Source organism: Micromonospora purpureochromogenes (assembly GCF_900091515.1).
In the GTDB taxonomy this organism is placed as follows: Bacteria; Actinomycetota; Actinomycetes; order Mycobacteriales; family Micromonosporaceae; genus Micromonospora; species Micromonospora purpureochromogenes.
The window spans coordinates 3,467,284-3,488,671 of record NZ_LT607410.1 but is presented as its reverse complement, the minus strand read 5'-3'; the positions used below and the strand labels follow the sequence as shown (position 1 = coordinate 3,488,671).

General features: G+C 73.0%; 18 protein-coding genes. 4 read left to right on the top strand and 14 right to left on the bottom strand.

Annotated features, from left to right (window positions below; all coding sequences use genetic code 11):
- Positions 1-9: 9 nt before the first annotated feature.
- The 5 genes from GA0074696_RS31395 to GA0074696_RS16130 form a co-directional block, all read right to left on the bottom strand.
- Complete coding sequence (locus tag GA0074696_RS31395; RefSeq protein ID WP_231925023.1) at positions 10-531, bottom strand: phage tail sheath family protein; 522 nt, start codon at positions 529-531, stop codon at positions 10-12.
- Positions 486-2,024 carry a hypothetical protein gene (locus GA0074696_RS31390; protein ID WP_197700718.1) on the bottom strand — a complete coding sequence of 513 codons (1,539 nt, stop codon included), beginning with the start codon at positions 2,022-2,024 and terminating at the stop codon, positions 486-488. The genes GA0074696_RS31395 and GA0074696_RS31390 overlap by 46 nt, the downstream gene beginning before the upstream one ends.
- A 232-nt stretch (positions 2,025-2,256) precedes the next feature.
- Positions 2,257-3,030, bottom strand: a complete 774-nt coding sequence (locus GA0074696_RS16140) for a nucleotidyltransferase (RefSeq protein WP_088961862.1) — start codon at positions 3,028-3,030, stop codon at positions 2,257-2,259.
- Positions 3,031-3,095: 65 nt separating this feature from the next.
- Positions 3,096-3,761, bottom strand: a complete 666-nt coding sequence (locus GA0074696_RS16135) for a DUF998 domain-containing protein (protein WP_088961861.1) — start codon at positions 3,759-3,761, stop codon at positions 3,096-3,098.
- A 32-nt stretch (positions 3,762-3,793) separates the two neighbouring features.
- The gene (locus GA0074696_RS16130) at positions 3,794-4,729 is read right to left on the bottom strand and encodes a diacylglycerol/lipid kinase family protein (protein ID WP_088961860.1); all 936 of its coding nucleotides are present in this window, start codon (positions 4,727-4,729) and stop codon (positions 3,794-3,796) included.
- Between the two features lie 212 nt (positions 4,730-4,941).
- Here GA0074696_RS16130 and GA0074696_RS16125 point away from each other — a divergent pair, with 212 nt between their 5' ends.
- Together GA0074696_RS16125 and GA0074696_RS16120 are read left to right on the top strand one after the other, a co-directional pair.
- Positions 4,942-5,955, top strand: a complete 1,014-nt coding sequence (locus tag GA0074696_RS16125; protein WP_088961859.1) for a helix-turn-helix domain-containing protein — start codon at positions 4,942-4,944, stop codon at positions 5,953-5,955.
- Positions 5,956-6,186: 231 nt separating this feature from the next.
- Complete coding sequence (locus GA0074696_RS16120) at positions 6,187-7,140, top strand: alpha/beta fold hydrolase (protein WP_088961858.1); 954 nt, start codon at positions 6,187-6,189, stop codon at positions 7,138-7,140.
- On the opposite strand, the gene fxsT is transcribed toward GA0074696_RS16120, so the two are convergent.
- The 9 genes from fxsT to GA0074696_RS16075 form a co-directional block, all read right to left on the bottom strand.
- Complete coding sequence (gene fxsT, locus GA0074696_RS16115) at positions 7,134-11,048, bottom strand: FxSxx-COOH system tetratricopeptide repeat protein (protein ID WP_088961857.1); 3,915 nt, start codon at positions 11,046-11,048, stop codon at positions 7,134-7,136. The two genes, GA0074696_RS16120 and fxsT, sit on opposite strands and share 7 nt — an antisense overlap.
- Positions 11,045-12,211 (bottom strand): TIR-like protein FxsC, encoded by a 1,167-nt coding sequence (locus GA0074696_RS16110; RefSeq protein WP_088961856.1) that lies wholly within the window; start codon positions 12,209-12,211, stop codon positions 11,045-11,047. Before GA0074696_RS16110 ends, fxsT begins: the two co-directional genes overlap by 4 nt.
- Positions 12,198-12,878, bottom strand: coding sequence for a TIR-like protein FxsC (locus tag GA0074696_RS16105; protein ID WP_088964610.1), 681 nt, complete (start codon positions 12,876-12,878; stop codon positions 12,198-12,200). The genes GA0074696_RS16110 and GA0074696_RS16105 overlap by 14 nt, the downstream gene beginning before the upstream one ends.
- Before the next feature lie 129 nt (positions 12,879-13,007).
- Positions 13,008-15,341 (bottom strand): FxsB family cyclophane-forming radical SAM/SPASM peptide maturase, encoded by a 2,334-nt coding sequence (locus GA0074696_RS16100; RefSeq protein WP_088961855.1) that lies wholly within the window; start codon positions 15,339-15,341, stop codon positions 13,008-13,010.
- Complete coding sequence (fxsA, locus tag GA0074696_RS30810; protein ID WP_157745967.1) at positions 15,313-15,555, bottom strand: FxSxx-COOH cyclophane-containing RiPP peptide; 243 nt, start codon at positions 15,553-15,555, stop codon at positions 15,313-15,315. The genes GA0074696_RS16100 and fxsA overlap by 29 nt, the downstream gene beginning before the upstream one ends.
- Before the next feature lie 30 nt (positions 15,556-15,585).
- Entirely contained in the window at positions 15,586-16,488 is a 903-nt protein-coding gene (locus tag GA0074696_RS16090) for a DUF4231 domain-containing protein (RefSeq protein ID WP_088961854.1), read from the bottom strand.
- Positions 16,489-16,605: 117 nt separating this feature from the next.
- Positions 16,606-17,043, bottom strand: a complete 438-nt coding sequence (locus GA0074696_RS16085) for a hypothetical protein (RefSeq protein ID WP_088961853.1) — start codon at positions 17,041-17,043, stop codon at positions 16,606-16,608.
- Positions 17,044-17,297: 254 nt separating this feature from the next.
- Positions 17,298-17,738 (bottom strand): hypothetical protein, encoded by a 441-nt coding sequence (locus GA0074696_RS16080; RefSeq protein WP_088961852.1) that lies wholly within the window; start codon positions 17,736-17,738, stop codon positions 17,298-17,300.
- 134 nt (positions 17,739-17,872) lie between these two features.
- Positions 17,873-18,232, bottom strand: coding sequence for a hypothetical protein (locus GA0074696_RS16075; RefSeq protein WP_088961851.1), 360 nt, complete (start codon positions 18,230-18,232; stop codon positions 17,873-17,875).
- 474 nt (positions 18,233-18,706) lie between these two features.
- On the opposite strand from GA0074696_RS16075, the gene GA0074696_RS16070 reads away from it, so the two are divergent.
- Both GA0074696_RS16070 and GA0074696_RS16065 read left to right on the top strand, forming a co-directional pair.
- A complete protein-coding gene (locus GA0074696_RS16070) occupies positions 18,707-20,761 on the top strand; it encodes a M4 family metallopeptidase (protein ID WP_088961850.1) in 2,055 nt (684 codons plus the stop codon).
- A 183-nt stretch (positions 20,762-20,944) separates the two neighbouring features.
- Entirely contained in the window at positions 20,945-21,361 is a 417-nt protein-coding gene (locus tag GA0074696_RS16065; protein WP_088961849.1) for a TOBE domain-containing protein, read from the top strand.
- Positions 21,362-21,388: the final 27 nt, after the last annotated feature.

Genomic DNA, 21,388 nt, shown 5'->3' with positions numbered 1-21,388 from the left:
TCACACCTCTCAGGACGGGTTCTGGCCGGCGAGCTGCTGGATCCGGATGATCACGAACTCGGCGGGTTTGAGCGGGGCGAACCCGACGACCACGTTCACCACGCCGCGGTCCCGGTCGTCGCTGGTGGTCGTCTCCGCGTCGCAGCGCACCAGGTACGCCTCGCGCGGGGTCCGCCCGGCGAACGCGCCCTTGCGGAACAGGTCCTGCATGAACGACGTCAGGTTGAGCCGCAGCTGCGACCAGAGCGGCTCGTCGTTCGGCTCGAAGACGGCCCACTGGGTGCCCCGGAACACGCTCTCCTCGATGTAGAGCGCCAGCCGCCGGACCGGGGTGTACTTCCACTGGCTGGCCAGCACGTCCGCGCCGGCCGTCGTCCGGGCGCCCCAGTTGACCGTGCCGACCACCGGGAAGGTGCGCAGGCAGTTGAGCCCGAGCGGGTTGAGCACGCCGTTCTCGGCGTCGGTCAGCGGGTACACCAGGGTGGTCACGCCGCGCAGCTGCGCCTCGGTGCCGGCCGGGGCCTTCCACACGCCCCGCTCGGCGTCCTGGCGGGCGTACAGGCCGGCGAGGGTGCCGCCGGGCGCCACGGTGCGCGGCTGGAAACCGTCGGAGGGGTCGGGGATACGCAGCCGGGGGAAGTGCGCGACCGCGTTCGGCCCTTGACCCCGAGCTGGTTGATCCAGTCCAGGGCGCGGTCCGGGTCGTCCACCCCGGGCGGCGGGTCGACCAGCAGCATCGCCCGGCGCCGCTCGCACAGCTCGTACGCCGCCGACCAGATCGCCTCCGGGTCCACTCCACTGTCGACGGTGCTCGGGTCGCCGTGCCGGGCCCGGGTGGCGTCGGGGATGCAGAGCAGGTTGAACAGGTCGGTCTTGAGCAGGGCGTAGAGGCCCGAGTAGGCGGCCTCGGAACCGACCAGCGCGCCGGTGCCGGGCAGCGTGCTGCCGTCGGCCCCGGTGACCAGGTCACCCTGGCCGAGCCGCTTCGCACCGACCGGCGTGTAGCGACCCACGTTGGCCGTCGCCCCGCCCAGGCCGAGCAGGGCGGCGCCGTCGGCGACGTCGCCGGAGGCGGTCACCCCGGCGACGGTGAAGGCGGCGTCCACGGCGGCCGGGGCCACCAGCGGGTCGACGTCGCCGAGGAGGCGTACCCCGCCGGCGGCGGTGGGCACGACCCGGACCCGCAGGCCGGCGGCGCCGTCGGCGGCGCCGAGCGCGGCGTTGACCTTGCGCTGCACCAGGGCGGCCACCCCGGCGGGCGAGGACGGCAGCCGCTCGCCCTTCTCCAGCACCGTCACCGTCACCGCCGCCACGGCGGGCACCGTCTTCGTGGCGTCGGCCGGGTCCGGCTTGGTGGGCCGGTCGGGCTGGACGGTGAGCCGGTAGTTCTTCCCGGCGTCCACGGTGGGGGTGCCGATCGCGGCCCCGACGGTGCCGCTGGGGACCGGCCGGCCGGCGCCGCTCGCGCCGGGGCGGGCCCGGACCAGGGACGAGCCGCGGTCGGGATCGTTGAGCAGGGTGACGGCGTAGGCGGCGCTGGTCGGGTCGGCGGAGAGGCCGGTGAACCGCTCGGTGACACCGGTGGACCCGTCGCGCACGCTGAGGTTGAAGATTTTCGGATCGGCGGCGCCGTCGTGGTCGACGTCGACCAGCAGGTTGCTGCCCCACTGGCCGGTGCTGGCGGCGTCCAGCACGAGCGCCGACTTCGGGCCGGTGCCGACCTTGTCCAGCAGCGTCACCGACGCCGCGCGGGCGTCGCTCTTCGGCACCCGGACGACCAGGGCGGCCGAGCCGCCGTTGCGGAAGAACTGCTGCACGGCCAGGCTCAGCTCGGAATCCCGGTCCACCCCGCCGAAGCGGCGCTCGAACTCGCCGAAGCTGTCCACCCGGACGGCGCGGTTCTCCGGCCCGGTACGGACGTATCCCACGAACGCGGTCACGCCGGTCGCCACACCGATCACGGGACGGACCCCGCTCGGGACTTCCTCGATGTAGACGCCGGGGTAGCTCGGAGTCACGGGCATGACTACCTCGTCTCGGGAGTGCGGGGTGGGCTGGTCACACCCTCCGTCCCCGGGCCGGGCCGCTCTAGCGCGGAACCGACTGCGCCGAGACGCGTACCCGACACAGGGTGTCGGTCCGGTCACTCCATGCCGACCACACCGGTCGGCGTCGGACGCCGATCGTCGCGCTCCCCGGCACCGCCGGGGGATGCGCCGGCGTCGCGCTACCCGCGGTCATGGTTCCCCCGCCGGGTCAGCTCCCGGCGGCGATCTCCGCCAGCACCCGCCGCTGGAACGCCCGGGCCTCGGCGCCGCTGGGCGGGACGCCACCGGCGCGCGCGGCGACACAGCGCGTGATCAGCTCGCCCTCGTAGCCGGCGTCGGCCAGCCGGCTGCCGGCGGCGACCTTCGACAGCCACACCCCGTCCCGGGCCTTGACCAACGATCGGCAGGCGCCGAGCACCGCGTCCTCGGCGCCCGGGGCGGGCACGTCGTCGGCGGGGGTGGGCAGGGCGAGCCACCAACGCAGCGCCTCGACGAGCAGCCGGCGCAGATCGGCCGGGGCCAGGGCGGCGAAGACGTCGGCGGCGGGCGGGCCGAGCAGGGCGTACCCGTGCTCATGCAGGATGTCGCGGTCCAGGCCGTACCAGAAGCGGCCGTCGGCGGCGGGCCGCTCGGCCGGGTCCCAGGTGGCACGGAACGGCATCTGCGCCCCGGTGTTCAGCTCGACCTCGAACCCGGGTTCGGGGGTGCCGGAGCCGGCGACCGCGCGGGTGTAGGCGACCAGTTCCAGGCCGCGCGCCGGGCAGGGCAGCGCCTCGTGCCGCAGCCGGGCCACCAGGTCGCGCTTCGGTCGGGCATCCAGCGGCTCGGCGACGACCAGCGCCACGTCGACGTCGCTGCGGCCCGGCTGGTACGCCCCCATGCCCACCGAGCCGGCCGCGTACGCCCCCACGAGGTCCTCGTCGAGGACGTCGCGGGCCGCGTCGACCAGGTCGTCGAGATAGCGCCGTACGGTCGGGTCCATGGCCGCCATCCTGCCTCGGCCCGGTCGACGGGCCGCAGGCCACCCCGACGGGCACGACGGGACGCTCAGGTCGGGTCCGCGCCCCGACCGCTCCCGTCCCGGATGATCGCCTCGCCCTTGACCAGCCACGCGACGCCGAAGGCGAGCACCGCGACCGTCTCGCACCAGAAGACCGGCTTGACCGCATCCTGCACCGAGTCCGGGAGCACGGTGCTGACCGGCGCCAGCGCCACAGCCGCCACGATGATCACGCCGCAGACCCGGTAGACGCGGTTGCGGAGCACCTTCTCCGGAGTGACCGGGACGACGGCCGGGTCGGTCCGGGTGAACAGGAACAGGCAGAAGCCGGCCAGCAGCAGGAACAGGGCTGCGGCGCAGACCTGGTGCACCCGTCCGACCAGGATGTCGGTCGCGCTGACCGGGTCGTCCCGGGCGCCCGAGGCGGTCGGGAACAGCGCGACCGCGACCGCCAGCGCGCCGCCGACGCTGCTCAGCACGTCGTCGAGGGGCCGGTACCGGTAGCAGACGAGGAAGACGCCGATGGCGCACATGCTGCCGACGAAGACGTCCCGCACCCCCGTGTGGTACGCCCCGCTGATCGATTCGAGCAGCGTGAGGCGCCCGGCGAAGAGGGCGTTTCCGAGGGTCAGCACGAACGGCATCGCGATACCGACCACGCCGATACCCCGGCGCAGGCGGCGGACGGTGACAATGTCCTGTGACGGGCCCATCGCCCCTCCCCGGGGTCGTGCCGGTTCGCCCCTCAACTGTCCGTCTCGGGGCAGCAGACCGTCAACGCCCCCGGCACCACCCTGACCTTCAGCCGGGTCGTCTCGCCCCGCGCGCCGCCGTCCAGCTCGTACGTCTTCGGCACCGCGAGGCGGACCTTCACCTTGCGACCCCGGGTGATCCGGACGAACGGCGAGTCCTCGGAGCGCCCGGCCGCCATCCGGCCGAGGGTGCGCGCCCAGTCGATCGCGCCGCTGGCGGTGGAGACACCGATTTCCAGGGCGCCGTCGTCGGGGCGGGCGTCGTCGAAGGCCGGCACTCCCCCGGTGATCGTGCCGACGTTGCCGAAGAGCACGCAGCTCGCCTCGCCGTCGAACCAGTCGGACCCGTCGACCCGGATCCGGGTGCGCACCAGCTCGCCCCGCACGTGGCGCAGGCCGGTCCACAGGTACGCGGCCCGGCCGAGTCGGCCCTTGAGGGTGCGGTCGGCCTCGCGGATCAGGTCTCCGTCGAAGCCGGCGCCGGCCATCACGGCGAAGTGCTCGCCGTTGAGCCGGCCCAGGTCCAGCCGGCGGCGGTGGCCGTGCAGGCCGACGCGGACCGCCTCGGCGAGGTCGGTGGGAATGCCGAGGTTGGCGGCGAAGAGGTTGGCGGTGCCGGCGGGCAGGATCGCCATGGCGGCGTCCGATCCGGCGAGGGCGTCGGCGCAGCGCTGCACCATGCCGTCGCCGCCCCAGACGAAGACCAGCTCGGCGCCCTTCTTCAGCGCCTTTCGGGCCTTCTTGGGCGCCTTGCGGCTCTTGGGCACCTCGTACCAGAGCAGGTCCTCGACCCCGGCGGCGACGAGGATGGCGCGCAGCTCGTCGAGGCCGCCGCCGAGGGTCTTCCTCCGGTGGGCGACGACCGCCACCGTGCCCACGTTCGCGCTGGTCGCGGGACGCTCGTCGGTCGCCGTGCTGCTCGTGCTCATGACCGGACGTGATACCCAGGCGGCCGGACTCCCACGCGTCGCGCCACGAGCCGGTGACCGAGGGCCGCGACGCGGCGGTGTTGGCCGCCCGGTAACGCCGCGTTCACAGTTTCGACGCCGGCCGGCGGAACCTGCTGCCGGCCGGCGAATCATGGCTGGCGCGGCCGCAACACCTGGGACACACTTGAGGCCCGACACCCAGGGACGGGGGCATGGACGGCTCCATACAGGACGATGCGGCCGCGGCCTTCGTGCGGGAGCTCACGCACTGGCGACACCAACGCCGACTGTCCAAGAAGGAACTGGCGGAGCGGACCGGCTTCGACCCCTCGTACGTCAGCCACATCGAGAACGGCCGGCACCAGCCGACCGAGGAGTTCGCCCGCCGCGTCGAACTGGTGCTCGACAGCGGCAACCGCATCTGGCAGCGGTACGTCGAGTTCGCCGGCACGCGCGGCGACGGCCGGCTGCCCGCCCTGGGCCCCACCGCCGTGCCGCCACCCGCCGGGCCGCACCTGGTGATCGACGACGAGCAGGCCAACCTCTCCCTCGTCGACGGCTGGTACGAGTGCCGGTTCCGGCGCGTCCTGCACAGCGTCGGCACCGAGCCGATCACCCGGCACACCGTGCAGATCGACATCGACCGGTTCCCCGACGACCCGGCCCGCTCCACGGACTTCCACAGCCGCCACCCGCTCACCCTGGACGAGGTCGACTTCACCGCCACCATCGGGGCCGACCGACCCGAACCGATGCGCTGGCGGGTGACCCGCAGCCGGGACGCCTTCCTGAAGATTGCCCTGATGTTCGACACCGGCGGCGCGCCCGTGCCGCTCTACCCCGGGCAGCGCACCGTGCTCGCCTACGCCTACCGGGTGCCGGCGTGGAAGTTCGGCGACTGGTTGCAGCGCGACATCCGGCTGCCCACCCGGCGCCTCGCCATCCGGCTGGACCTGCCCGCCGCCGCCCGTCCCACGGTCTGGGGCAGCGAGACGTCGTTCACCGCCGAGACGACCGCGGACGTGGTCCCGCGCCGCCAGGAACGCGAGGGCGTCGTCGCGTACGAGTGGCAGGTGCCCCGGCCCCGGCTGCGCGCCCAGTACCGGCTGCACTGGCGCTACGGCGACCCGAGCGCCGCCGGCGCCGACCCGGACGCGGCCGGCGGGTGCGCCGCCCACGCCCGGCCGCAGGCGTGCGGCGCGGGCCGCCCGGGTGCCGACCGGTGACCCGTCGGGCACCCGTACCGGCCGGTCAGGGCGTCGACGGAAGTTTCAGGAGAAGGGACCGGACGGGTGTCGTTTCCGACAGATCCGGCCCCTTGTCGATGCTCTCCGTAGCGACGCGACCGGCCCGACCGTTAGGCTCGACTGCTGAGTGAGGTTGTCGCAGCCGGATCAGCGGCCTCACCCACCGGGTTACGCACGTTGGCTGAACGCAGCACCGGAAGGCAGGCTGGAGTGACCCGAGATGGCGAGCCAGGGGCCGAATTCGCCCACCGCGCGGACAACAAGCGCGTGGCGTACGAGGTCACCGGCGCGCCCGACGGGTTTCCGGTCTTCCTGCTCCACGGTACCCCCGGCAGCCGCCGTGGCCCGAAGCCGCGCGGCATCGTTCTCTACCGGCTCGGCGTCCGGCTCATCGCGTACGACCGTCCCGGGTACGGCGACTCCGACCGGCGGGAGGGCCGCGACGTCGCCGACGCCGCCCGCGACGTCGAGGCGATCGCCGACCAACTCGGGCTGGCGCACTTCGCCGTCGCCGGCCGCTCCGGCGGCGGCCCGCACGCGCTGGCCTGCGCCGCCGACGGCGCGTTACGCGGCCGGGTGACCCGGGTCGCGGCGCTGGTCAGCTTCGCCCCGGCCGACACCACGCAGCTGGACTGGTTCGCCGGGATGAACAGCGACAACGTGCGCGGCTTCGGCGGCGACGGCAACCGCGACACCGCCTCGGTGATCGAGCAGATCCGGCGCCGCGCCGCCCGGGCGGTCGAGGATCCGCGGTTCCTGCTGGAGGAGCTGATGGTGGAGATGAGCGCGGCGGACCGGCGGGCGGTCAACGACGCGGCGCTGCGCCGGCTCATCACCGACACCTACGAGGAGGCGCTGCGCGCCGGCCCGTACGGGTGGATCGACGACGTGCTGGCGCTGCGGCGGAGCTGGAAGTTCGACCTCGGGGCGATCGACACCGCGGTGACGCCGGTACGGCTGTGGCACGGCGCGGAGGACACCTTCGCCCCGGCCAGCCACGCACGGTGGCTGGCCGGTCAGATTCCGGGCGCCGAGGTGGAGGTCCAGCCCGGCGCGGCGCACTTCGACGCCGTCGAGGAGCTGCCGCGCATGCTGCGCTGGCTCACCGACGTCGGCGCGCCGGTGGGCCGGGACGTGCTGATCGGCAGCCGACCCGATCAGTAGGGGTGCGGGTCGACGACCCGGCGCACCAGCCGGCCGTCGCGCAGCACCACCACGCTCGGATGCCGCTGACCGATCCGGTCGGCCAGCCGGTCGGCGATCCGGGTCCGGCCGATGCTCACCAGCCCGCCCGAGGCCATCTGGTGGACGACCTCCAGGTTGCCCAGGCCGCGCAGGGTGTCGGGGTGTTCGGGGCCGAGCACCTCGACCATCCGCTCCACGACGGTCCGCAGTCGCGCCCGGCCCTCCTCCAGCTCACCGGAGTAGATGTCGAAGACCGCCGCGTTGTTCGCCGCCGCCATCGCGAACGGATGCCGCTCCTCCAGCGCCGCGCGCAGCGCCTCGGCGGCGGACTCGGCGAGCGTCCGGGCCGTGGCGTGCTCCCCCGCGTCCCAGGTCGCCACCGCGAGATTGTTGCGGCAGACCAGCGCGTACGGGTGCTCGGCGCCGAACACCTGGGCGAACATCTGCCCGACCTCGGCCAGCTCGGCCCGGGCCCGGGCGCCCTGCCCCTGGAGCATCATGTTCGCCGTACGGCTCAACCAGCTGAACAGGGTGTCCGGGCTGGTCGGGCCGAAGCTGGTGCGCAGCCGCTCGTAGGCGACGTCGAGCAGCTCGGCCGCCTCGTCGATCTCCCCGGTGCTGCGCAGCGACACGGCGAGGTTGGCCTGGGCGACGAGCGCGTCGCGGGAGTGCTCGCCGAAGAGCCGGCGGTAGCCCTCCACCACGCCCCGCAGCAGCGACACCGACCGCTCGTACTCGCCGACCTCGCGCAGGTCCCGGGCCAGGTTGCTGGCGGAGAAGAGGGTCCGCGGGTGCTCGGCGCCCAGCACCAGCCGCAGCCGGCGGTAGGTGCTCTCGTCCAGCTCCCGCGACCGGGCGAACTGGCCCATCAGCTGGTAGGAGGCGGCCAGGTTGTTGGCGGCGACCAGGGTGCGGCGGTTGTCCTCGCCGAACACCTCCACCGAGGCGGAGTAGGTGCGCAGGTCCCGCTCCAGCGCCTCCCGGTAGCGGCCGAGGGCGCGCAGGTCGCCGGCGTAGCTGCCGGCCGTCATCAGCGTGTACGGGTGGCTGGCGCCGATCAGCTCCTCCTGCTGGCGCAGGGTGTCCTCGTCGAGCTGCCGGGCCTCCTCGAACCGGCCCAGGCCGCGCAGCAGGTTTGCCCAGTTGAACCGCAGGTGCAGCAGTTGCACCCGCAGCGCCCGGTGCGGCGGCGAGTCCGGTGACAGCTCCTCCAGCCGCGTCGACCAGGTCTTGTCGGCCTGCCGCGCGTACTGCTCGCCCTGCTCGTAGCCGCCGTTGAGGTAGATGTACCGGATCCGGTCGATCACCAGCTGGCGGACGTTGTCGTCCTGGCAGGAGACGGCGTCGGAGCCGTCCAGGTGCGGCCAGAGGATGCGGAACCGGTCCTGCACGGCCGGGTCCTCCACCTCGCCCGACGGGCGCGACCCGGCGAGGATCCGGTGCACGTCGTGCTTGATCTCGTTCAGCTCGGTGTCGGACATCCGCACCCGCAGCGCGGCCTGGAGCAGGCGGTGCACCTGCACCCGCTGGGCGTGCAGGTCCACCTTGATCAACGCGAGCCGGTTGATCCGCTGCACCAGGGCCGCCGCGATGTCCCGCTCGGACACCCGGTCGGCGACCCGGGCCGCCACCACCGGGTCGTGCGGCGCGATGACCCGGGCCACCTGGTCGCCGTAGAGCAGGTCCAGGGAGATCTCCGGCGCCAGCACCGAGGAGAGCTGCAGCAGCCGGTACGCGCCGGCGGACTGCTCCTTGAGCCGCTGCAGGGAGTGGCCCCACACGTCGGTCTCCGGGCCGGTGCGTTCCAGCCCGGCCAGGTAGTCGCCCACCGGAGTGCCGGTGTCGGCCAGCCAGGCGCCGGCCATCGCGACCAGGATCGGGATGTTCTCCACCGCCTCGGCGACCTGCTCGGCCTCGGCGACGCTCATCAGCTGCTCGCCGATGCGGGCGCGCAGGTGCGACACGCTCTCCGTCCGCTGGAACGCCTCCACGTCCACCGCCCGGGCCAGGTCCCCCCAGTCCGGGTTGCGGGTGGTGACCAGGACGTGCCCGTTGCCCTGCGGCAGGAAGTCCTTGACGTGCTCGTACTGGTCGGCGTTGTCGAACACCAGCAGCCACCGGGGTGGCTGGCCGCCGTCCTCGTGGCGCTCGGCGCGGCTGAGCCACTGCCGCACGGCCCGGGTCTTCTCCGGAATGGTCGGCAGCTCCGGCAGGCCGAGTTCGCGGCCGAGGTCGGACACCTGCACGTCGACGAACTGCGGCGGGTCCGCGTCGATCCACCAGACGATGTCGTACGCGCCGCGGAAGCGGTGCGCGTACTCGATGGCCAGCTGGGTCTTGCCGATGCCGGCGCCGCCGAGCAGCGCCACCGGGGTGCGCTCGGTGCCGCCGGCCTTCAGCTCCTCGCGCAGTCGGCGCAGCAGCTGCTCGCGGCCGGTGAAGCGGACGTTGCGGCCGGGCGGGTTGAACACCTCCGCCCCGACGGCCGGGAAGCGGGCGCCCGGCAGGCTCCGCCCGGCGTCGCCGGTGGGCCGCCCGACGAGCTTGAGCAGTTGCTCGGTGGCGGCCTCGACGCCGCGGTTGTGCACCGAGGTCCAGCTGCCGACGGGGACGTCCGGGGCGGGCGGGGTGTCGTCGAGGTGCACGGCCAGGGTGGTGCCACCGCGCCCGACGACGTCCGGGCCGAGCCGGTCCCGCGCCGCGACGTACGCCCGGGAGACCAGCCGCAGCTCGCGGGAGGCGGTGTCGGCCTTCACCGGCGCCACCGCGCCCGGCGCGACGGTCAGCACCCGCAGGTCCGCGCCGGTGAGCACCGCCTGCACCCACTCCGCCCAGGCCTGGTCCTCGGCGGCGTGCCGCAGCACGATCAGCTCGTCGGGGACGGCCGGCTTGCGCTCGAAACGCTGGACGGTCTGCCGGCGCAGCGCCTCGTCGAGCCGGGGCAGCGAGCCGATCCGGCCGTTGGTGATGTGGCTGGTCAACGTCTCGTACGCGGACAGCAGGGTGGTCCGGCCGCCCGGCTCGTCACCGAAGGTCGCCAGCGTCTCCTCGTAGGCGTAGTACGCCCGGTAGGGCACCTCGACGGTCAGCCAGTACTCCTGGCGTTCGGCGTCGGTCATGCCGCTGGGCAGGCCGGCGAAGCGCTGCATCGCCAGTGTCCGGCCGGCGTCCCGCTTGCCCTTCTCCCCGTCGTCGACCCGCATCGGCACCGGCAGCACCCGCCGCGCGCGGCGTCCCTCGTAGCCCCGGACCCGGCGGGCGACCGCCGAGGCGCCGTCGATGCCCTGGTCGCTGAGGGTGAAACAGTCCACCAGCACGTCCGGCAGGTGGATGGTGCAGATCTCGGCGACGTCGCTGATGCCGGTGCGGCTGTCGATCAGCGTGTAGTCGTAGTGCCGCTTCATGTCCTCGCGCAGCGCGTCGAAGAACTGCGCGCCGCCGAGGCGGTTGTAGAAGTTGTCCCAGTTCAGGCCGGTGACGCTGGTGGCGTAGTCGGGGTTGTGCCGGCCGGCGAGCAGCAGGTCGAGGCTGCCGCCGCCGGGGAACTCCCAGTTCACCGAGAAGGCGTACTTGTGCACCCGGGCGAACTGGCGGTGCCAGTCACCGGGGCGGGCGGCGGCGTCGGACTCGGCGCGCCGCCGGGCGTTCTCCCACTCGTACTCCAGGATCAGGTCCATCACCCCGCCGGTGGAGGCGACCTGCTCGGGGTCGAGGAACGGCGCGTAGAACCGGTGCAGGCCGGGGGATTCCAGGTCCCAGTCGGCGACGAGCACGCGCTGCCCGTTCGCGGCCAGGATCCAGGCCGTGTTGGCCAGCGCCATCGTGCGGCCGGTGCCACCCTTGTATGAGTAGAAGGTGACGACCTGGCCATCGCGCGGTCCCGTCATCGGTCTTCCTTCCCTCGTCCTACGTCTGATGCGCCGGCCGGACGCAGGCTCGGCCGGGGCACGGCCGGGCCGTCGGGTGGATCGACCGGACCGTGTCGGAGGAACTGCTTACGGGCCTCGATCACCAGCTGCGGCGCGCAGCGCTCGAACTCCGCGATGTCCCGCACCGGCAGCACCTGCGGAAAGCGGGCGTCCTGCAACGTACCGGCGATCGCCTCGGGCGTCGTCTCGCCACGCTCACCCTCGGCGGCGATGACCAGCGGCACCGCCCAGCGGGGCAGCCCGTCGACGGCGTCGCGCGCGGCCTCGGCGCCGATGGCCGCGTCCACCAGTACGACGGTGGGGCACAGCGGAGCCTGGGCGCGGGCGTCGGCGAAGGCGACCACCCGGGTGGACAGGCCCAGCCGCTCAGCGGTGGCCGCGACGTAGTCGGCGACGGCCAGCTCGTGCTGGTCGCCGTACGGCCGCCAGCGCGGGTCGTGCGGGGTGAGCGTGGTGACCACCAGGGCGGTCTCCCCGCTGTCGGTCACCGGGTTGCTGGTCACGGTCACGGCGCGGGACGGGGCGAGCGGCTCGCTCTCGGCCACCGTGATGATCCGTTCGGCGAGCACGGACAGGATGCTCTCGTACTGCCGGCGGTAGGCGCTGAGCTTGCACAGCGCCCGCAACCCGTTCTCGGCGTAGTCGGCGCGTTCGACGCCGTCGCCGACCAGCGCCAGCGCCTGCGCCGTCTCGGGCCGCTCCTCCCAGGGCGACAGGGGCAGCCAGAGCACCGGCAGGATGTGCCGCGCGGCCCGGCCGGGCGCCAGCCGGCTGAGCCGGCTGCGGAACGAGTCCCGCTCGCCGACCGCCCAGGCGTTGCTGAAGTACTTGGGCGAGTAGAGCGGCACGAAGACGTGGGCGACGCTGAGCGCGTCGGTGAGCGTCTGCTTGAGGTCGGCGCCGGGGCTGACCAGCCCGTCGAAGAACCCCACGTCCAGCTCGCCGGTGCGGCGGGCGCCGCGTCGCACGGCGGTGCCGAGGTCCTGGAAGAACCGGTTGACCCAGAAGTCGGTGTCGGGGCGGGCCGACGCGGACAGCGGCACCGAGTGCGCGTAGCTGAGGAAGAAGTACGTCTGCCGGCCCGGCGGCGCGCCGGACGAGGAAGCGTCAGACCAGGTCATGCCCGACCTCCTCGAACGTCGCGCGGAGCTGTTGCATGTCGGCGGGGACCTGGGCCTGCACCCAGTGCGTGTGGTACGCCTTGGCGACCCGTTGCGCCAGGCGCCACACCACCGCGTCGTAGGCGTCCTTGCCGTTCTTGCCGAGGCTGAGCAGGCCGTAGATGCCCTCGTCGTGGTACTGCGGGGCGATGTCCGAGGGTAACCGGGTGGGGGTGAACATCTGCCGCTGCGACACGACCGGCGGCACCTGCTGCCGCTCCACCACCGACCAGTTGACCGGGATGATCGGGGTCTCCCCCGCTGTGGCCGCCGCCCCCGGGCGCAGGGTGAAGCGGCGGCGGGCGAAGGCGTCCCACTCGCGGGCGCACCAGGCGCTGTTGAGGTACTGCGGCGAGATCAGCGGGATGAAGACCTGGCTGTGACCGGCGGCGAAGGCCAGGTCCTCCGTCCAGAGCTGCCCGCCGTCGATCATCCGGTCCATGAAGCCGGCCGGGCGCCCCGGCGGCAGGCCGAGCAGCTCGACCACGTGGTCGGAGAGGTCCACGAAGAGCTGGAACACCTTGCTGTTGGTGTCCCGCGGGGGCGCGGCCACCCGGTTCTTCGTCCGGGCGTAGCTGAGGAAGAACACCGGCGCCCCTGGGTCGACCCGGAACTCTTCCTCGGTCACCTGCCGCTCCCGCCCGACGTGGGACACCCTGAACCGTCCACAGTATCGGCGTACGCAATACCGGGTGCCCCCGTCATCCGCGCCGGGGCCGATCGGTGCCCGGAGCAGTGACCGCGGCGGCATCGGGGGTCACGACCAGCTGTCCAGTGTGTCGCGCATCCGGTGCGCGAACCGCTCGCCGGTGGCGGTCAGCGCACCCAGGCCGAGCAGCGCGACGAGGGCGCCGTCGGTCCAGTCCCGGTAGCGGCGGAAGGCGGTCGCCGCCGCGCCGCCGGGCCGGCGGCGCCACACGTCGGCGACGGCCAGGTGGGCGTACGTGCCGTGCAGGACGCCCTCCACCGGTCGCGGGTCGGCCCGCCAGGGCACGGTCAGCCGGCGCCGGTCGTGCCGGTCGAACAGGTCGCACACGTCCAGCACCGCGTGCATCTTGAGGTGCTGCACCTCGTGCACCAGCAGCACCGCGAGCGCCCCGTCGTCCTCGACCGGCGCCACGGCGACCGCGCCGAAGGCGGCCCCGGCGGCGGCGCTTCGCTGCATCCCGCCCTCGTCGGCCTCCAGCGGCACCACCGCGCGCAGCAGCGTCCGCAGGCCCGGGGCGTACCCGCCGGCCTCGACGTCGACGCGGCGCAGCGCCCGGGTCAGCTGCCGGGTCCATCCGTCGGCGGTGGCCGCCGGCAGCCGGGCCGCGACCGGCACCGCGAAACAGTCCCGGTACGGGTCGGTGTCCTCCAACAGGACGTGGTGCCCGTCGGCGACCGCCGCCCGCACCGGCCGCCAGCCGTCCGGAAGGTCCGGCCGGCCGGGCCGCACGGTGATCCGGCGCCCGCCGGCCCGCGCGGTGAACCCCCCGTCGTGGATGGACAGGAACACCGCCTCCTCGTCGGCGTCGACGGCGAGCGCGCCGAGCGTGGGCAGGCTCAGCGCCCCGTCGCGGGCCGGCACGGTGAGCTCGGCGTCGGCTCCGGCACGGATCGCGGCGGCGGCCGCCACGCACGCCAGGTACGCCAGGTCGGCGGTCGCGTCGTCGCGGCACCGCTGCGCCCAGCGACGGACGAACGGGTGCTCGAGCACGGCGCGGACGGCCTCGGGGGCGGTGCGGTCGAGGTCGACCAGCAGCTGCCAGCCGGCCGCGGCCCGCTCGTCGTGCGCCGCGCGGGGACTGAGGTCGACCAGTAGCGCGCGGACCAGCCCGAGGTGGACCGAGGCGAGGTGGCGGGCCGACTCCACGGTGCCGTAGCCGGTGCCGAGGTCGTCGAGCACCGTAGGGCTCAGCGCGTCGGTGGGCTGCCGCTGGGCGGGTACGTCGGCGGGCGTCATCGCGTGGATCAGTTCCTTGAGGTCTGCGCAGTAGGCCGAGGGGTTGTCGAAGCCGGTGTCGGGGCGGTACCGGTGGGCGAAGAGCCCGCCGCCGCACTGCCGCACGACCTCGCACTCCCGGCAGGTGGCGCAGAGGCCGGCGAGGCCGGTCTGCCGGATGGCGATCATGGGGTGGGCGGCGGCGTCGTCGACCCGGTGGCGGAAGATGTCCAGCCCGGTGGCCGGGGCGCCGTCGTAGGCCGACTTGAGGGAGTCGACCTGCTCGAAGGTCCCGTCCGTCTCGATGACCACCAGGTCGGCGAAGCCCAGCCCGACCGCCTCGGTCCGGGTGGTCCCGCCGGAGGCGGTGGAGAGCAGGGATTCCAGCAGCCGGATCGGCACCGGCCGCCCGTCGGCCAGCCACCGCCGGTGGATCGCCAGCAGCCAGTCGGCGTACGGGGTGGGCACCCCCTCGGGGCGCGCCGGCGGGCGCTCCCAGTTGGCGTGCGGAAGCAGGAAGTCGATCTGCGGCGGCTCCTGGGCCAGCAGCGCCTCGTAGACCGCGACCGGGTCGTTGGCCAGGTCGATGGTGCACAGGATGCCCGCGTAGCTGGACCGGTATTCGGGGCGGCGCAGCAGCGCCAGCCCGCGCAGCACGGCGGCGTGGCTGCTCTGGCCGCTGGCGTAGCGGCGGTGCAGGTCGTTGGCCGCCAGATCGCCGTCGAGCGAGATGCCGACCTTCACGTCGTACGCGACCAGCACGTCGCAGATGCGCGGCGTGAGCAGCACGCCGTTGGACTGCATCCGCAGGTCGAGCCGCGCCACCGGGTCGATCCGGCGGCGCAGCTCGGCGGCGGCGGCGGCCAGGCCGCCCGCGCCGGCCAGCAGCGGCTCACCGCCGTGCAGCACGACGCGGACGGTGTCGAGCCCGTGCGCCGCGGCGTGTTCGGCGATCCGGCGCGCCGCCCGCTCCAGTGTGGACGCCGCCATCACATGCGGCTGGTGGCGCCAGGACTGGTCGGGATGCTGGTAGACGTAGCAGTGGTCGCAGGCGAGGTCGCAGCGGCTGGTCAGCTTGAGCACGTACTGACTCAGCGGGCTGACCCGCCCGGGCGGCTTCTTGCCCGGCCCGCCAGCGTCAGATCGAAGAGCCGAAGCCTGCGACATCGACGCCGGTCGGGCGGTCGACCCTGCGGTCGTGGACACGGGCGACGGCGCTCGCCCGGGAGAGGGAGATCTGGCCGAGCGGTGTGTGCCGCAGGTCGTCCAGTGGCGGCGGGCTCGGGGTCGGGGTCGGGTCGGGACGGACTGCGATGCGATCCACGTCGGTTCCCCCATATGCGGTTGATGGTCGGTCGACATCCACGGTCGACGACACCATCGAAGATAATATATTGCACTCGCTGTGATGTCACTGCTGCGCTGCGCCATCTTCTTCAATCATCTTCGCCATCCAGCCCTCGTTGGAGAGCGAGATGATCCGCTCGGCCTCGGCGACGAACGCGTCGTCGTCGGTCCAGCCGTGCCCGGTCTCGCGGGTCACGCAGAGCCGGGTCAGCTGGTCGGCCGTCCGGGCGAACTCGATCTGCTGGGCCTCGTACTGCTCCGCGGCCCCGTAGCCGACCAGGGCGGTCGTCACGGTCGCCGCGACCCCGAGCCACGCGGTCAGGCCCAGCCCGTCGCCGAGCACCCCGACGGTCGCGGCGAGCAGGGCGCTGGCCACGGTCACCGCCGTCGCGGCCCACCGGACGCGCGCGGCCAGCCGGGCCATCCGCCGCGCCATCGGCGTGTAGTAGCCCGTCACCTGCCCCCGCACCCGGGCGGTGAGATAGCTCGGCACGTCGTGGATGTCGGGCAGCGGCCGGGCGACCGGCGCGCGGCCGACGGTCCGCCCGACCAGGTCACCCGAGTCGTCCAGCAGGGTGTCGGCGCGCCGCAGCAGCACCCGGTCGCGGTCGGCGCCGGCGAACGGCGCCACCCCGGCCAGGTAGCGGTGGACGTCGGCCTTCAACGCCTCGGAGACCGACCGCAGCCGGGTCCACGCGTGGACCGTGTCCCGCGAGGTCCACCTCGCCGCCACCGGCACCAGCAGCAGCGCGGCGGCGGCGAGGATGGCCAGCGCGCGGCTGGCCGTCCGGTGCGACTCGCCGAGCTGGGTGGCGAGGGAGCCGGCGACGGCGGCGCCGATGGTGAGGCCGGCGACCGTACGCCGTGCGCGCACGACGCGCCGTTTCTCGGCCGCCGCGGCATGCGACCAGACGCTCTGCCGCTGCCAGACCATCGTGACCGCCGACGACGCATCGAAGTTCGCCACGCCCGCATGGTAGGTCAGCCGCGCCCACGGCCCCGGGACACCGGGCGGCGGACGGGTCTAAGCAGTTGTCCTGAAGTTCTGCACGTAACCATTGGCGGCCGGGGTGGGTTCCAGGAGTCACACCACCCAGAAGCAGTACATGCGATGCCCACGCGCCACCGCGTGCTGTGCAACGGCCGCCAGCGCCCGCAAGGCGCCCACGTAGTAGTCGTAACCGTAGTAGCCGTGAGACATTTTTCGCAGCGTGGACAGGTCTGCGGCGGCCAGCGCCTGGATGAACGTGTCGGTCACCGCCATGATGCCGCACAGGTCGACACCCGCATCCTCGTCGAACTCGGTGACAATCTTGGCGTAGCACCGGGGATCCGCCGTGATCACTTGGGCGCTCCGGCCGGTGAGCAGACTTTCCAGATCAGCAAGGTCGTCCAGCCGGACGTCCTCGGTCAGCCCGATTTCCTCGGTGGGGAAGGTGGGCGGTGGCCATGCCCCCAGCGCGAAGGCCGCCGCGGCGGCCTCGTCATCCTCGGCCGTAAAGTATGCGTATTGCAGTCCCATATGCCCAGTCCTCAGCGGGGCTGCCGGAAGTAATGTCCGTAACTCGCCCGAGTTGATGTTGCTGCCGACGTCAAGGCCCCGTCGGGGTTTGGATTCGGCTACCACACAGGACCAGACCACGACGAGGCCACGATCAGTATGCGCCCCGCGCACGGGTACGCCACCGCACCCTCGACCAGAACCTCATCACCACCGCACCCTGGACCTCACCCTGGCTACCCGAGGGTTACGGACAAGACTTCTGGCCAGGCGCTTCAGGGTGTGGCTCCTGGATCTTGTCGGGGTACGCCCAGGCTCTTGAGAGTCTCGCTGGCGCGCTTCAGATGTTCGCGGGTGGCGCGGTCGAAGGCGCCGGTCGGCAAGGACCAAGGGCGGTCCTGAGGCTCGCCGAGCCGGCGCAACGCCGGTGGTATCACGTCCAGCCAGCCAGACAGACCACGTCGTGTCATCCGTTGTCGATACAGTGACCGTCCGGCCTCGGTGGGCCAGTAGAGATCGGCTTCGGCGTCGGCGCCGATCAGACCGGCGGCGACCAGGCGGGGCACGGCTCGGGTGAACTCGGCCTCGGTCAGGATGGCGTGGTTTGTCGCGTCGGCCTTCGTGATGATCTGGGTCAGTGTGCAGCCGTCGTCAGGGCCGGTCCCCTGGATGGAGGAGAAGACCCAGGCGTCGGCGGTCGTCCATTGGGCGGCCACAGCCGCCAGGATAGAAGCGCAGCGACGGCCACGTCGTCGAGCAGCCGGACCAGTTGACCTACCGGTGCTCACGCCACCATCCACTCAGGACGAGGTGATGGCGGACCCTCAATCACACATCCGAAAGACACGCTCTAGCCGCGGGTCAGCCGCTCGAGGTGCTCCGCCTCCCCGGGCGACGGCTCGCTCGGTCCGCTCAGCCGCAGCCGCCACCGGGTCGTCCCGCCGTCGGGGCCGCGCAGCTCGCCGCGCGCCAGGGCACGGTCGATGTCCTGCCGCACCCGCTCCTCCAGGTGCGGTTCGGTCGCGAAGAGGATGTGCAGGCGTACCTCGTCACCGGACCGCTCGGCCCGGGTGTGGTGGGGGGCCACCGGACAGGGCGGCTCGTGTTCCCAGTGGCCGCACAGGGCCGTGGTGATGGCCGCCCCGGGCGCGCCCGGATCGGCGTCCGGCGCCATGTCGAGAACCGCCTGGTGAGCGAACCCCTGCCGCATGGCCACATTGTGCCCCTGCCGGGTGCCGGCTGCCCGTTGGTCGGGCCAGGTCAGGTGGCCCTCTGGTGATCCAGCCACCATGACGGACAGGGCGAACATGACGGATTGCCGCCGCTCTGCACCTGTGCACGCAACATGCACCTAGCGGCAAAACGCGCGAGTCAGGCAGCGGCCGTCCCGCGTCCCCGACAGAGATCACCTGTTCAGACCGCGACGGGTGGACCCCCGTTCACCTGACCGAAACAACCGGATGAACGCCACCACCATCGGTTGCCCGAGTCAACCCATTGATATCAATGGTTGCGCGTGTGATCGTGCCTCCAGCACGTCGCCAACCCCCGGCGACGCGCGACGGCCGGTCGTCACTCCGGGCACGCCGGCAGCTCCGGAGACCGCCGTCGCACCTGCTTTCGCTCGACCGGCGCGCCACCCCACCGGGCAACGGACGCGCCGACCCAGAACAGGAGCGCCCCTTTGAAGATCTCACCTCGCCTCGTCGCGCTCTCCGGCGCGGCAGCGGCCGGCCTGCTCGCCGCGGGAACCGCGGCGGCCGTCCAGGCCGCACCCCCGAGCCCGGCCCCGGCACCCGCCGAGGCCCGCGCGCTCGCCGCCAGCGCGGCCAGCTCGCTGGTGGCCAGCCGGCCGCAGTACCTGCACGCCGGCGCCAACGACGGGTTCGTCCAGAAGCCGGTCATCTCCTCCGCGGGCACCCAGTACGTGCCGTACGAGCGCACCTACAAGGGCCTGCCGGTGGAGGGCGGCGACTTCGTCCTGGCCACGAACTCCGCCGGCCAGGTCACCTACGCCTCGGTGGCCCAGCAACGGCCGCTCGGCGAGATCGCCACGACCCCGAAGCTCACCGCCGCGACGGCGGAGAAGACGGCCCGCGCCCAGCTGCGCACGGTCGCCGGGGTCGAGGGCACCACCCTCGTCGTCTACAACCTCGCCGACACGCCCACGCTGGCCTGGCAGACCACCCTCGCCGGCACCTCGGCCGAGGGCCCGAGCCGGCTGACCGTGGACGTGGACACCGCCACCGGAAAGGTGCTGCGGACCCGGGAACGGGTCATGGACGGCACCGGCACCGGTTACTACAACGGGCCGAGCCCGCTGGCGCTCAACACCACCCTGTCCGGGAGCACGTACTCGCTCAAGGACCCGAACGTCACCAACCAGAGCTGCCAGGACGCGGCCACCAACACCACGTTCTCCGGCTCGGACGACGCGTGGGGCAACGGCAGCGGAACGAGCAAGGAAACCGGCTGCGTCGACGCGCTCTTCGCCGCGCAGACCCAGCACAAGATGCTCTCCCAGTGGCTGGGCCGCAACGGCGCCAACGGCACCGGCGGCGCCTGGCCGATCCGGGTCGGCCTCAACGACCAGAACGCCTACTACGACGGGACCCAGGTCCAGATCGGCAAGAACACCGCCGGTCAGTGGATCAGCTCGATCGACGTGGTCGCCCACGAGATCGGCCACGGCATCGACGACAAGACGCCGGGCGGCATCTCCGGCGGCAACACCCAGGAGTTCGTCGCCGACACCTTCGGCGCCGCCACCGAGTGGTTCGCCAACGAGCCCTCCACCTACGACGCCCCGGACTTCCTGGTCGGCGAGAAGATCAACCTGGTCGGCAACGGCCCGATCCGCAACATGTACAACCCGTCTGCGGTGGGTGACGCCAACTGCTACTCCAGCAGCATTCCCACCCAGGAGGTGCACGCCGCGGCCGGCCCCGGCAACCACTGGTTCTACCTGCTGGCCATGGGCAGCAACCCGACTAACGGCCAACCGACCAGCCCGACCTGCAACGGCAGCACCGTGACCGGCCTCGGCATCCAGAAGGCCATCAAGATCATGTACAACGCGATGCTGCTCAAGACGTCGTCCTCGTCGTACCTGAAGTACCGCACCTGGACGCTGCAGGCCGCCAAGAACCTCTACCCGGGCAGCTGCGCCGAGTTCGACACGGTCAAGGCCGCCTGGAACGCCGTCAGCGTCCCGGCCCAGACCGCCGACCCGACGTGCAGCACCAGCCCGACGCCGACCCCGACCACCACGACCACCCCGCCGTCGGGCACCTGCTCCGGCCAGAAGCTGGCCAACCCCGGCTTCGAGTCCGGCGCCGTCAGCTGGACCGCGTCCTCGGGCGTGATCACCAACTCGACCAGCCAGGCCGCGCACGGCGGTTCCTACAAGGCCTGGATGGACGGGTACGGCTCCACCCACACCGACACCCTGTCGCAGTCGGTGAGCATCCCGGCCGGGTGCCGCGCCACCCTCAGCTTCTGGCTGCACATCGACACGGCCGAGTCGGGCACCACCGCGTACGACAGGCTGACCGTCAAGGCCGGCGGCACCACCCTGGCGACGTACTCCAACGTCAACGCCGCGGCCGGCTACGTGCAGAAGACCTTCGACGTCTCCTCGCTCGCCGGCACCACCGCGACCATCTCGTTCAGCGGGGTGGAGGACAGCTCGCTGCAGACGTCCTTCGTGGTGGACGACACCGCGCTCACCCTGAGCTGATCCGACCCGTACCACCGGCGGTCGGTCGTCGCGTTCCGCGGCGGCCGACCGCCGTCGTCGCGCCGGCGCCCGCCGGACCCACCGCCGCACCCGCAGATGCGGCCGTCCGCCCGCCATCACCCTCGGGTACGCGAGGCACGTCACCGCTTCCGCCACGCAGACGCGAGCCGCTAGGGTGACCCGGTGACCGTGTTCCGGATCAGCGAGGCCGCCGAGCTGTTGGGCGTCAGCACCGACACCGTGCGGCGCTGGGTGGACGCCGGACGCCTGCCGGCGACCCGGGACGAGCACGGCCACCGGCTGGTCGACGGCGTCGAGCTGGCCGGCTTCGTCCGGGCCCAGGCCGCCGAGCCGGACGGGCGCGCCGAGTTCTCCTCGGCCCGCAACCGGCTGCGCGGGATCGTCACCGCCGTCGTCCGGGACACGGTGATGGCGCAGGTCGACATCCAGGCCGGCCCGTTCCGGGTGGTCTCGCTGATGAGCCGGGAGGCGGTCGACGAGCTGGGCCTGACGGTCGGCTCGGTCGCGGTCGCCGTGATCAAATCCACCACGGTCGTGGTCGAACGGGCCGCGCCGCTGCGCGGGAGGAACAGCTGGTGACGAGGGTCCGCGCCGCGCTGGCCGTCC